The sequence below is a fragment of the Pseudomonas fluorescens genome, from assembly GCF_018614655.1.
GTDB classification, from domain to species: domain Bacteria; phylum Pseudomonadota; class Gammaproteobacteria; order Pseudomonadales; family Pseudomonadaceae; genus Aquipseudomonas; species Aquipseudomonas fluorescens_BX.
This window is the reverse complement of sequence record NZ_JAGGOG010000004.1, coordinates 184,751-197,860: the sequence shown is the minus strand read 5'-3', so window position 1 is coordinate 197,860 and position 13,110 is coordinate 184,751. Positions and strand designations below refer to the sequence as shown.

Below are 13,110 nucleotides of genomic sequence, written 5' to 3'. Positions count from 1 at the left end.
GAATGTTCCTCACAGGCCTGCGTGGGCGGCGATGGCGGCGGCGATGGCCAGGGCCAGCTCTTCGGGTTTGCGCTTGATCGAGTAGTTGGTCAGCTCAGGGTGGCTTTCCACGAAACTGGTGTTGAACTGGCCGCTACGGAATTCCGGGTTGCGCAGGATTTCCTGGTAGTACGCGGCGGTAGTCTTCACGCCTTGCAGGCGCATGTCGTCCAGCGCGCGCAGGCCACGGTCCATGGCCTCTTCCCAGGTCAACGCCCACACCACCAGCTTCAGGCACATGGAGTCGTAGTAAGGCGGAATGGTGTAGCCGGTGTAGATCGCCGTGTCGGTGCGCACACCGGGACCGCCGGGCGCGTAGTAACGGGTGATCTTGCCGAAGCTCGGCAGGAAGTTGTTCTTCGGGTCTTCGGCGTTGATACGGAACTGCAACGCGAAACCACGGTGCTGGATGTCTTCCTGCTTGACCGACAGTGGCAGGCCCGATGCGATGCGGATCTGTTCACGGACGATGTCGATGCCGGTGATTTCTTCGGTGATGGTGTGTTCCACCTGCACCCGGGTGTTCATCTCCATGAAGTACACCTCGCCCTCGGCGAGCAGGAACTCCACGGTGCCGGCGTTCTCGTAGCCCACGGCCTTGGCGGCACGCACCGACAGATCGCCGATGTAGGCGCGCTGTTCCGGCGTCAGTTGCGGGCTGGGAGCGATCTCGATGAGCTTCTGGTTGCGGCGCTGGATCGAGCAGTCGCGTTCGAACAAGTGCACCACGTTGCCAAAGCTGTCACCGAGAATCTGCGCCTCGATGTGCTTGGGATTGACGATGCACTTTTCCAGGAACACTTCCGCCGAACCGAAGGCCTTGGTGGCTTCGGAAATCACCCGAGGGAAGGCTTGTTCAAGTTCTTCACGGCTGTTGCAACGACGAATGCCACGCCCGCCGCCACCGGAGGTTGCCTTGAGCATCACCGGGTAACCAATGCGGTCGCCTTCGGTCAGGGCTTCGGCGATGTCTGCGACGTTGCCTTCGGTGCCGGGGGTGACCGGTACGCCAGCCTTGATCATGCTGCGGCGGGCTTCGGTCTTGTCGCCCATGCGGCGAATCACTTCTGCCGACGGGCCAATGAACTTGATCCCGCGTTCGACGCAAATATCCGCCAGCTCGGCGTTTTCCGAGAGGAAGCCGTAGCCTGGGTGCAACGCGTCGCAACCGGTTTCCACCGCCAGGTTCACCAGCTTGCGTGGGTTCAGGTAGCCGGCCAGCGGCTCGGCGCCGATGCTGTGGGCCTCGTCGGCACGCTTGACGTGCAAGGCATGGCGGTCGGCGTCGGAATAGACCGCGACCGAACGAATGCCCATCTCGGCGCACGCACGCACGATTCGTACGGCAATCTCACCACGGTTGGCGATCAGGATCTTTTTTATCACTTGGAAATTCCCTTGAGCCGATTGCTGCGTTCTTCGACCCGCTAGACCTGGGTCGGCGCGGGCAACAAAATGTTTCAAGCCAGTCGCGTGACACACACTATGCCCCGCGGAGGATTAACAAAAATCAATAATAATTGGGTCGTGTATAAGTAAAGACTTATAGTTGGCGCAACGGCGGTGGTCAGGGGTGATTGGATAATGCGTAAATCATTGATGCGTATGACATTGCGTCAATTGCAGATTTTCAATGAAGTCTGTGATTTACGTTCCTACAGCCGTGCGGCCGAGGAAATGTCACTCACGCAACCGGCCGTCAGCCTACAAATTCGCCAACTGGAAGAGCTGATCGGCCAACCGCTGTTCGATTACGTCGGCAAAAAGCTCTACATGACGGAAGCGGCTGAAGCGCTGCAAAAAGCCAGCCGAGACATTTTCGGGCGCCTGGAAAACCTCGATATGCAGCTCTCGGACATGCAAGGCTCGTTGCAGGGGCAACTGAAGCTGGCGGTGGAGTCCAGCGCCAAGTATTTCGTGCCTCACCTGTTTGCCGCCTTCAAGCGCCAGCACCCGGAGGTCAATCTGCACCTGACGGTGGTCAACCGTGCCCAAGTGATTCGCCGGCTTTCCGACAACCGCGACGACCTGGTGATCATGTCCATGGTGCCCCAGGACATGGGCCTGGAGTTCCTGCCGTTTCTCAACAATCCGATTGTCGCCGTAGCGCCGCCCGACCACCCACTGAATCATCAAGGGCCGTTGCGCCTGCAGGACCTTGAACCTTACACGCTGCTGTTGCGCGAGCCAGGCTCCGGAACCCGGATGGCCTGCGAGGAGTACTTCAAGGAGAAACGCGTGCACTTCACCCAGACGGTGGAAGTGGCCTCCGCCGAGGCTCAGCGTGAATGCGTGGTCGCCGGGTTGGGCGTGGCCCTGTTGACGCGCCACGCCTTGAACCTGGAACTGGCCACCGGCGGGCTCAAAGAGCTGCCGGTGGAAGAACTGCCGCTGTACCGCAGTTGGTGCCTGGTGCAGGCCAAGGCCAAGCGCCTGTCACCGGTGGCCCATGCGTTCCTGGGCTTTATCCGCAGCGAACGGGTGCAGATCAGCGCCCTGGCTGAGCGTTTCGCTGGGCGGCCACTGGCGCCTGCCAGTGTGTGACGAGCTGTAATTCCGGGTAGTCGGTGATGTTCTGGAGCAATTGACGCTGTTCACAGCGGTCTTCAATTGCGCGACGGAACGCCATGCGGCGCTGGTCTTCCTGTTGGCGACGAGTCTTGACGGTGCTGGTGCTGTCTTCGTATTGCCGGGCCATTTCGAGTCTCCCAATGCGAGTACGGGGAGGTCAGGATAGGCACAGGGGATTACCGTTTAGCGGCGCGGGGATGACAAGCTGATGAATCTTCTGGATATGACGCAATTCAAAATGTGAGAGCGGGCTTGCTCGCGAAAGCGGTCTATCAGTAAACACCTCAGTGCCTGACACTCCGCTTTCGCGAGCAAGCCCGCCCCCACATTTTTTGACCGCGCATGACCCTTAGTCGTCCAGGGCTTTGACGGACTTGGGCGACAACCGAAGGCTACGCAGGCTGCGCTTGACGCTCTTGAGGTGGTTGACCAGGCTCGGGCCACGGGCCATCGCCACGCCCATCGCCAACACATCGATCACCACCAGATGGGCGATACGCGAGGTCAGCGGAGTGTAGATTTCGGTGTCTTCATGCACATCGATCGCCAGGTTGACGGTCGACAGCTCAGCCAATGGCGTCTGGCTCGGGCACAAGGTAATCAACGACGCGCCGCTTTCACGCACCAGGTTGGCGGTAATCAGCAGGTCTTTTGAACGACCGGACTGGGAAATACAGATCGCCACGTCGGTGGGTTTCAAGGTCACCGCCGACATCGCCTGCATGTGCGGGTCGCTGTAGGCTGCCGCCGTCAGCAGCAAGCGGAAAAACTTGTGCTGGGCATCCGCCGCCACCGCGCCCGAGGCACCAAAGCCATAAAACTCCACGCGCTGGGCTTGGGACATCGCCGTCACGGCTTTCTGCAACTCCACTGGGTCGAGCTTTTCTCGCACTTCCATGAGGGTGTGCAGGGTGGTGTCGAAGATTTTCAGGCTGTAGTCAGCGACGGAGTCGTCTTCGTGAATGGCGAACTGCCCAAAACTCGCACCGGCCGCCAGGCTCTGGGCCAGCTTGAGCTTCAAGTCCTGGAACCCGGAGCAACCGATGGCACGGCAGAAGCGCACGATGGTGGGCTCACTGATACCCACGCTGTGGGCCAGGTCAGCCATGGAACTGTGCATCACAGCCGCAGGATCAAGCAGCACGTGATCGGCAACCTTGAGTTCCGATTTGCGTAACAGGTGGCGCGACTGGGCGATATGTTGCAACAGGTTCAAAGGGCTGGACTCTTGTTATTGGCTGACGCCAGGGATGTAGCAAGCTTGTAGTTATACTACAAGAATTGCCGGTTTGCCCGTTCGATGCATCACTTAATCGCCCTGCTGCCCCCTATTTTGGCGGACACGCTGTATGTAGCCGCTGGCGCAGCCTGCGATCGGCCGCGCAGCAGTCGTCAGGATCTTGAAACCGCTGAAGGCCCTTCGGCCCTTATCGCAGCCTCGTGCCTCGGCAGCGGCTACAACGGGCCAAATGTATGACCTGACAGGGCTCTTGCCTGGTGACGCGCAAGGCGGTATCTACAGGAACTGACTATTTTTTCGTAACAAATCCGCCAAGTCGTCGGCCTCCATCGGCCGACTGATCAAATAACCCTGCACCTCATCACATTGCTCGGCCCGCAGGAAATCCAGCTGCTGCTGATCCTCCACACCCTCGGCCACCACCTTGAGCGCCAAGCCATGAGCCATGGCGATGATCGCTCGGGTAATCGCCGCGTCTTCACGGCCCTGACCCAGGCCACGGATGAAGGTTTGGTCGATCTTCACGTAATCCACCGGGATGCGTTTGAGGTAACTGAGGGACGAGAAGCCGGTGCCAAAGTCATCGATGGCCAATTTCACCCCCAGGTCCCGCAACTGCTGGAAGGTGGAGATGATGTGTTCAACGCTGTCGAGCAACTGGCTTTCCGTCAGTTCCAGTTCCAGGTATTGCGGCGCCAGGCCGGTTTCTTCCAGTACTTGCCGCACCAGGCTGACCAGCTTGCCCTGGCGCAACTGGTGCACCGACAGGTTTACCGACACCCGAATCGGCGCCAGCCCCTGGCGCTGCCACTCGCATGCCTGCCAACACGCCTGACGCAGGACAAACTCACCCAGCGGCACGATCAACCCGGTTTCTTCCGCCAGGCCGATGAAATCACCGGGCGGCACCCTGCCCCATTGCGGGTGATCCCAGCGCACCAGCGCTTCGGCGGCGTTCATCTTGCCCGTGGCCAGGCACAATTTGGGCTGGTAATAGACGTTGAGCTGACGCTCCTCAATGGCCTTGCGTAACTGGTTCTCCAGCTGCAAACGCTCCAGGGTACTGGCCTGCAGACTGTCGGTATAGAACTGGAAGTTATTGCCGCCCAAGTGCTTGGCGTGTTGCATGGCCATGTTCGATTGACTGACCAGCGCAGAAATTTCCCGCGCATTGTCCGGCAACAAACTGACGCCGATTGAGGCGCTAACCACCAGCTCATGCCCTTCTACCGTCACCGGCACCCGCAACTTGGCCAACAGACGGGTCGCCACCCTCGCCAGGCTCGACAAACTGCCATAGGCATCAAACAGCACGGCGAACTCATCCCCCGAGAGACGGGCAATGGTGTCGGCTTCCGGCAAGGCGTTGATCAGTCGCCGGGCCATTTTCTGCAACAGTTGGTCGGCCACTTCATGACCGAGGCTGTCATTGAGCAGCTTGAAGCGGTCCAGGTTGATGTGCAGCAAGGCCAGGCTACGGCCGCCCTGACGTACGCGCTGATGGGCTTCGCGCAACCGCTCGCGGAATAGCGAACGGTTGGCCAGGCCGGTCAATTCGTCGTAATGGGTGAGGTAGCGCATGCGTTCTTCCGATTCGCGCCGCGCTGAAAGATCGGCGAAAAAGCCCACGATATGGCTGACATTTCCCCGCACATCACGCACCACATTCAGTTGCAGCCATTGCGGATAGAGCTCGCCGTTTTTACGCGCTTCCACCAGCTCACCTTGCCAGGTGCCGTGGGTTTGCAGGGCTTGGCGGATCACCGGGAAGTGGCGCCGGGCGTCGCGGCTGCTGGGCAGCTCCACGACGTTGCGCCCCAGCATGTCGTCGATATCGAAACCCGTCACACGGCTGAACGCCTGGTTGACGGCAATCAGCGCGTAGTCCGGATCAAGAATCACGATCCCTTCGCTGGCGGCCTCGAACACCGTGGATGCCAGCCGTTGCTGCTCTTCTATGGCCTTGCCGGCGCTGATGTCACGCCGGGTACCCAGCATCCGCGTGACCCGTCCGTTGGCCGAATGCTCGACGGCACGGCCCCGGTCCTGGATCCAGACCCAATGCCCGTCGCCATGGCGTATCCGGTATTCCACCCGATAGTCCTCGCTACGGCCTTTCAGGTGCTCCACCAGGGCATGCTTGAGCAAAGGCAGATCATCCGGATGCAGGCGCGGCTTGAGGTGGCTGAGCATCGCCGTGACGTATTCCGGCTCCAGGCCGAACAGCTCCTTGAGCTGGGTGTGGTGGACCTCATCGGTTTGCAGGTTCCAGTCCCACAGGCCCAGTTCGCTGGCCTGTAACGCCATGGCCAGACGGGCTTCGCTTTTGCGTAGGGCCAGGCTGGTAGCGTCCAGTTCCTGGCTGCGCTGTTCGACGCGCTGTTGCAGGCCGACCTGCGCCTCTCGTAACTCCTGTTCGACCAGACGCCGCTGCTCCACTTCGCGAACCAGCTCCTGATTCAATTGTTCGCTGCGCTGGCGGGCTTGCTGCAGGTGCTCGATCAATGCCTGGTTCTGGAAACGCCGCAACAGTCCACGCTGAATCAGACGGTTGACCTGCCACGCCACCACGCTCAGGGACGCCAGCAGAATCAGGCACAAGCAGCCCCAACCTTGCAGCTGCGGGTCACCGCTCCAGAACAGATAAACAATGGCAGGCACCAAACAGGGCAAGGCAAACGACAGGAACGCCAAGAGGCTCACGGCATAGGCGACACTGGCGGACAGCGTCGCCACGCCGATCAAGCCGAACACCCAGACCTGTTGAGCGAAACTGTCTACGGGCACCAGGACAATGGCCGCACTGGCCAGCGTCAAGCCGCTCACCGCCGACCCCAACATGAACATGCGCCGCCAGATCGGCTGCGCCTGGCGACTCGGCATCGCGGAGTCGAACGCAGCCACCTGAATCACCCGCAAGGCCACCAGCGCCAGCAGCCACACCAGCCAAACGCTGACCAGCAGATAGCGCTGCGGGCTCCAGAGCAACCAGGCGCAGACCAGACCGTTGAGCAACATCAATAAGGTAGGCAACAGCGAGCCTTGGTACAGCTGGCGCGTGCGCTCGACCGCCATCTCCATGGCGTAATGTTTGCGAATAACCTGTGCCGGCACCACAGCGGGCCCAGACAGGTCAGAGCTAAGGGTCATAGGCAGTGTTCTTATAATGGTGAGCCCGAAACGTGGACGGAGCATACACAAGCAAACGTGCAGACCAAACAGCTGCGGATCATAAAAATGGGTCGCCAAATGGGCGCAAACCTTGGAGCCAGAGGGGCTGAGCGAGACGGGGCGCGGGTTGTGGGGGATGACCAGCCGGTCATCATTGGGAGCAGATTGTTGGTTTTCCTTCGACCACCGGGCATTGGGATTTGCCCCCCTTCCCCCGGCACCCTAGAATGCGCCGATGCGCGATGATCTCTCTCTTTTGCTGAACTCCCTCAACGATGCCCAACGCCAGGCCGTAGCAGCCTCCGTCGGCCGTCAGTTGGTCCTGGCCGGTGCTGGCTCCGGTAAAACCCGAGTGCTGGTGCACCGTATCGCCTGGTTGATCCAGGTTGAAAACGCCTCACCGCATTCAATCCTGTCGGTGACCTTCACCAACAAGGCCGCTGCCGAGATGCGTCATCGCATCGAGCAGTTGATGGGCATCAGCCCGGCCGGCATGTGGGTCGGTACCTTCCACGGCCTGGCGCACCGCCTGCTGCGGGCCCATTGGCAGGAAGCCGGGCTGAGCCAGACGTTCCAGATTCTCGACAGCGACGACCAGCAACGCCTGGTCAAGCGGGTGATCCGCGAGCTGGGTCTGGACGAACAGCGTTGGCCCGCCCGTCAGGCCCAGTGGTTCATCAACGGCCAGAAAGATGAAGGCCTGCGCCCACAACACATCCAGGCCAGCGGCGACCTGTTCCTGGCCACCATGCGCAGTATCTATGAAGCCTACGAAGCAGCCTGCCAGCGTGCCGGCGTCATCGACTTCTCCGAACTGCTGCTGCGTGCCCTCGACCTGTGGCGCGACAACCCGGGCTTGCTGGCGCACTACCAGAAGCGCTTCCGCCATATCCTGGTGGACGAATTCCAGGACACCAACGCCGTGCAGTACGCCTGGTTGCGCCTGCTGGCCAAGGGTGGGGACAGCCTGATGGTGGTGGGCGACGACGATCAGTCAATCTATGGCTGGCGCGGCGCGAAAATCGAGAACATCTACCAGTATTCCGACGACTTCCCGGACGCCGAAACCATTCGCCTGGAGCAGAACTATCGCTCCACCGCCGGGATTCTCAAGGCCGCCAACGCCTTGATCGCCAACAATACCGGGCGCATGGGTAAAGAGCTGTGGACTGACGGCGGCGAAGGTGAAGCGATCAATCTGTACGCGGCCTTCAACGAGCACGACGAAGCGCGCTACGTGGTGGAAACCATCGAAAGCGCCCTGAAAACCGGCCTGGCCCGCAGCGATATCGCCATTCTGTACCGCTCCAACGCCCAGTCCCGAGTGCTGGAGGAGGCCTTGCTGCGCGAGCGCATTCCTTACCGCATCTATGGTGGTCAGCGCTTCTTCGAGCGGGCGGAAATCAAGAACGCCATGGCCTATCTGCGCTTGCTGGAAGGCCGTGGCAACGATGCGGCACTGGAGCGGGTGATCAATATCCCGGCCCGTGGCATCGGCGAGAAAACCGTCGAGGCCATCCGCGACCACGCGCGCCACAGCGACGTGTCGATGTGGGAAGCCATGCGCCTGCTGATCGCCAACAAAGGCCTGACCGGCCGTGCTGCCGGTGCCTTGGGGGTGTTTGTCGAGTTGATCGAGAACCTGGCCGCCAAGTGCATGGAAATGCCCCTGCACTTGATGACTCAGACCGTGATCGAACAATCCGGCCTGATCGCTTACCACGAAGCGGAAAAGGGTGAGAAAGGTCAGGCTCGGGTAGAAAACCTTGAGGAACTGGTCAGCGCCGCCCGGGCGTTTGAAAACAGCGAAGAAGATGCTGAGCTATCGCCGCTGGCCGCCTTCCTGGGGCACGCGTCGCTGGAGGCCGGTGATACCCAGGCCGACGAGCACGAAGACAGCGTCCAACTGATGACCCTGCACAGCGCCAAGGGCCTGGAGTTCCCCTACGTGTTCCTGGTGGGCATGGAAGAAGGCCTGTTCCCTCACAAGATGAGCCTGGAAGAACCGGGCCGCCTGGAAGAAGAACGCCGCTTGGCCTACGTCGGCATCACCCGGGCCATGCACAACCTGGTGATGACTTACGCGGAAACCCGACGCCTGTACGGCAGCGAGACCTACAACAAGGTGTCGCGCTTCGTACGTGAAGTACCGAAAGGGTTGATACAGGAGGTACGGCTGTCCAACAGCGTCAGTCGGCCATTCGGCGGTGGCCAGCAGCAGAACTCCAGCAGCATGTTTGCCGGCTCTGAAATTCCCGAGACGCCGTTCAGCCTTGGCCAACAGGTCAAGCATGCGATCTTCGGCGAAGGCGTGATCCTCAACTTCGAAGGCGCGGGCGCTCAGGCCCGGGTGCAGGTGAACTTCGCCGAAGGCAGCAAGTGGCTGATGATGGGTTATGCCAAGTTGGAAGCGATTTAAAGCCCCGCCGCACATGAAGGTATATGGCCCGCCCTTGTTTTTACGGGAGACGGGCCAATATCTGTAATACGTCCTACAGACCATTCTGATTCGGTCTTACGCAAAAGCCCGAAACATTATGTCGCTAGCCACTGTCACGACACCTGTGCAACATGGCGCGCGTGCAATCCACAAATGGGAATTCCCTTTATGAAACGTTTTCTTAGCATCGCCATGGCGTTGTGCATCGGCCTGACGATGAGCCTCGACGCCAACGCCAAGCGCTTCGGTGGCGGCAAAAGCATGGGTTCGGCGCCGAGCCACCAGACCAGCCAAATGGCGCCTTCCGCCGGTGTCGGCGGTGCCGCTGCCACCGCAGGTGCTGCCGGTGCCGCTGGCGCTGCTGCCAAGGCTGGCGGTGCTTCGCGCTGGTTAGGTCCTCTGGCCGGTATCGCTGCCGGTGGCCTGCTCGCTTCCATGTTCATGGGCGGCGGCTTCCAGGGCATGCAGATCTTCGACATCCTGATCATGGCGGTCATCGCCTTCTTGATCTTCCGCTTTATCGCCGCCCGTCGCCGCAAGCAGCAGGAGCACATGGCTCCGGCTGGCGCGCCAATGCAGCGTGAAGTGTTCGAGCAAAAGCCTGCCATGGGTTCGATCTTCGGTGGTTCGGCCGCACCTGCCGCCGCTCGTCCGGTCATCAATGCGCCCGCTTGGTTCAACGAAGAGCGTTTCGTTGAAGCGGCACGCAACCACTTCCAGTCCCTGCAGCAACACTGGGACGCCAACGAAATGGACAAGATCGCCGAGTTCGTGACTCCGCAACTGCTGGAGTTCCTCAAGCGCGAACGCGCCGACCTGGGCGAAGGCTTCCAGTCGACCTACATCGACGACCTGCGCGTACAACTTGAAGGTGTGGATGACCGCGCCGACAAGACCATCGCCACCCTGACTTTCAGCGGCGTGTCGAAAACCTCGCGTTTCGACCAGGGTGAAGTGTTCAGCGAAAGCTGGAACATGGAACGTCCGCAGGGCGAGAACCAGCCTTGGCTGGTGGCCGGTATCCGCCAGAACGGCTAAGCCCTACGCGCTTTGAGCACCCAGTAACAAAAACCCCGGACTTGTCCGGGGTTTTCTATTTCACGGTTGCACTTATAGCAAGCTACTGTATAAAGCGCCCCTATAAACCGCGCCATCTAGCAAGAGGATCCCGGCCGTGGAAGAAGTCATCGAACAATTGCGTGAAGCCAACGAACCGGTTCCGGTTCCTCTGGAACTGCCTGATGAAGACCAGATTGTGGAAATCGAAGAACAACTGTTCATCGATATTCCATTCGTCTTCCGGGAATTTCTGCTGACGGTCAGCGACGTGGTCTACGGCAGCCTGGAGCCGGTGACCGTCACCGACCCACAATCCCACACCTACCTGCCAGACGTTGCCGCCAACGCCTGGGATGCCGGTGTTGACCGCAGCATGATCCCGATCTGCCAGAACGGCGACGACTACTACTGCGTCGAAGAAGACGGCACTGTGGTGCTGTGGTCCGGCGAAGAAGAACTCGTCACCGAAGAAACCTGGGAATCCGTGTGGCACTGGGCGCGGGACGTCTGGCTGGAAAGCTGAGACCCGCACCACCTTGTAGGAGCGAGCGTGCTCGCGAAAAACCTGAGAGCGCTGCGTTCTCTCAGGAGGGCAGCGTCATCGTTGACGTTTTTCGCGAGCACGCTCGCTCCTACAAGGTGTCTTTATGGTTATCCAGGGTTTCCAGCAAGGCCACCTGCATCCGCGTATGCACGCGGATGAACCAGCGCCAGAGCACGGCGGCCACCGCGGCCGTCACTACGGCGATCAGCACGAGCAACTTGTTGGTTGGCAAAATGCTGGCCGACAAGGCTGCCAATAGCAGGAAGATCACCAGCAACGAGAGCAGCGGGATCACTTCGGCGATCACCCGACGCACGCGCTGGGTATGGCGCCCGGCCATTTCCGGCTTGACGCTCATCTCTGCCAGCAACATCGACAGCGCCTTGAGCTTGCGGTACGCCGCAATCAAAAACGGCAGCGACAACAACAGCGCCCCGCCCCAGATCAATGCCTTTTGCCAGCTCGGATCGCTGATCCAACCCTCCAGATAACCGCCAATACGCCCCGCGAAGAAGCTGCCGGCAAAGAAGATCGCGATCACCAGCGCCAGATTCACCCCGACCTGCAGAATGATCTTGCGGATCATCGACGCCAGCATCGCGCCCTCGCCTTGAGGCTGGATGCTGCGCAGCCACTCGCCATACATGCCGAATACCCGGCTCATACGTTTGGGCATCACCGCCGCAATCTTCAACGACAGCGGGTCGGCGCCACGAATCAGGTAAGGCGTGAGCAGTGTGGTAATGGCCGATACAGCCACCGCCACCGGATACAGGAAGTCGCTGGTCACCTGCAACGTCATCCCGAGCGCGGCGATGATGAACGAAAATTCGCCAATCTGTGAAAGCCCCATCCCCACCCGCAACGACGTACGGCCATCGTTACCCGCGATAAACGCCCCCAGGCCGCAGGACAACATCTTGCCCAGCACCACGGCCACGGTAATCACCGCGATCGGCCAGGCGTATTGCAGCAGGATCTGCGGGTCGATCATCAAGCCGATGGCAACGAAGAAGATCGCGCTGAACATGTCGCGAACAGGCTCGATCAAGCGTTCAATCTTCAGCAGTTGCCGGGACTCTGCCATGATCGCACCGATCAGGAACGCCCCCAGCACCATGCTGTATTCCAGCTTCACCACCAGCAGGCAGAAGCCGAAACACAGGCCCAACACCGTAATCAACAGCATCTCGTTGCTTTCAAACTTAGCGACGTATTCCAACAGCCGTGGCACCAGCAAAATGCCGATGACCAACGCGACGATCATGAACAACGAGAGCTTGCCGACGGTAGAGAACACCTCGCCGGAGCTGACCGTACCGCTGACGGCGATACTCGACAACAAGGCGATGATGCCGATGCCGAGGATGTCTTCGACGATCAGCACGCCGAAGATCAACTGGGCAAAGCGCTGGTTCTTCATCTTCAGGTCATTGAGCGCCTTGACGATGATGGTGGTCGAGGAGATCGCCAGGATCGCGCCCAGGAACAGTGAGTCCATGGTGTTCCAGTCGAACCAGCGGCCGATTTCGTAGCCGATCCAGATCATCAGGATGATTTCCAGAAAGGCGGCGATAAAAGCGGTGGCGCCAACCTTGAACAATTTGCGCAGGCTGAACTCCAGGCCCAGGCAGAACATCAGGAAGATCACCCCCAGTTCGGCCAGGGTCTTGATGGTGTCTTCGTCGTGGATCAGGCCGAACGGCGGAGTATGAGGGCCGATGATGAAGCCGGCGACGATATACCCCAGGACCACTGGCTGCTTGAGGCGGTGAAACAGAATGGTGACCACCCCTGCCACTAACATGATCACTGCCAGGTCCTGGATAAAGCTGATGGCGTGCATGGCGAGGGGCTCCTTGAGGGTACTGGCGCTTTATCGAAATAAGCTGAAGGAAAAGTCTGCCTTGATCGTAAGAAATACCCTTGAAATAGGCTTTTGAAGGGTAACACCACGACTTCCGGCAGAAAGCCGGTGCAATATATGGAAACAGATCGCTCCAGGCGTGACGGCAAGCCACATGACGGCGTCCCGTTAGGAATGGC

General features: G+C 60.0%; 9 protein-coding genes. 4 read left to right on the top strand and 5 right to left on the bottom strand.

Going from position 1 to position 13,110, the window contains the following annotated elements:
- Positions 1-9 precede the first annotated feature (9 nt).
- Positions 10-1,425: an acetyl-CoA carboxylase biotin carboxylase subunit gene (locus J7E41_RS05790; RefSeq protein ID WP_169357078.1), complete on the bottom strand. Its 1,416-nt coding sequence runs from the start codon at positions 1,423-1,425 to the stop codon at positions 10-12.
- 198 nt (positions 1,426-1,623) lie between these two features.
- Between J7E41_RS05790 and J7E41_RS05785 the strand changes: the two genes are divergently transcribed.
- Entirely contained in the window at positions 1,624-2,583 is a 960-nt protein-coding gene (locus J7E41_RS05785; RefSeq protein WP_214990792.1) for a LysR family transcriptional regulator, read from the top strand.
- Here the strand turns inward: J7E41_RS05785 and J7E41_RS05780 are convergent.
- From J7E41_RS05780 to J7E41_RS05770, 3 genes are all read right to left on the bottom strand, one after another.
- Positions 2,528-2,737 carry a PA3496 family putative envelope integrity protein gene (locus tag J7E41_RS05780; RefSeq protein ID WP_214990791.1) on the bottom strand — a complete coding sequence of 70 codons (210 nt, stop codon included), beginning with the start codon at positions 2,735-2,737 and terminating at the stop codon, positions 2,528-2,530. The genes J7E41_RS05785 and J7E41_RS05780 overlap by 56 nt on opposite strands.
- A gap of 222 nt (positions 2,738-2,959) precedes the next feature.
- Positions 2,960-3,826 carry a transcriptional regulator HexR gene (gene hexR, locus J7E41_RS05775; protein WP_003177007.1) on the bottom strand — a complete coding sequence of 289 codons (867 nt, stop codon included), beginning with the start codon at positions 3,824-3,826 and terminating at the stop codon, positions 2,960-2,962.
- Positions 3,827-4,126: 300 nt separating this feature from the next.
- A complete protein-coding gene (locus tag J7E41_RS05770) occupies positions 4,127-7,000 on the bottom strand; it encodes a putative bifunctional diguanylate cyclase/phosphodiesterase (RefSeq protein ID WP_214990789.1) in 2,874 nt (957 codons plus the stop codon).
- Between the two features lie 256 nt (positions 7,001-7,256).
- On the opposite strand from J7E41_RS05770, the gene uvrD reads away from it, so the two are divergent.
- The 3 genes from uvrD (at position 7,257) to J7E41_RS05755 (ending at position 11,043) form a co-directional block, all read left to right on the top strand.
- The gene (gene uvrD, locus J7E41_RS05765; RefSeq protein ID WP_214990788.1) at positions 7,257-9,440 is read left to right on the top strand and encodes a DNA helicase II; all 2,184 of its coding nucleotides are present in this window, start codon (positions 7,257-7,259) and stop codon (positions 9,438-9,440) included.
- 189 nt (positions 9,441-9,629) lie between these two features.
- Positions 9,630-10,499 carry a Tim44 domain-containing protein gene (locus J7E41_RS05760; RefSeq protein ID WP_214990786.1) on the top strand — a complete coding sequence of 290 codons (870 nt, stop codon included), beginning with the start codon at positions 9,630-9,632 and terminating at the stop codon, positions 10,497-10,499.
- A 136-nt stretch (positions 10,500-10,635) separates the two neighbouring features.
- Positions 10,636-11,043, top strand: a complete 408-nt coding sequence (locus J7E41_RS05755) for an SMI1/KNR4 family protein (protein WP_169357085.1) — start codon at positions 10,636-10,638, stop codon at positions 11,041-11,043.
- A gap of 109 nt (positions 11,044-11,152) precedes the next feature.
- On the opposite strand, the gene J7E41_RS05750 is transcribed toward J7E41_RS05755, so the two are convergent.
- A complete protein-coding gene (locus J7E41_RS05750) occupies positions 11,153-12,910 on the bottom strand; it encodes a cation:proton antiporter (protein WP_214990784.1) in 1,758 nt (585 codons plus the stop codon).
- Between the last annotated feature and the right edge of the window lie 200 nt (positions 12,911-13,110).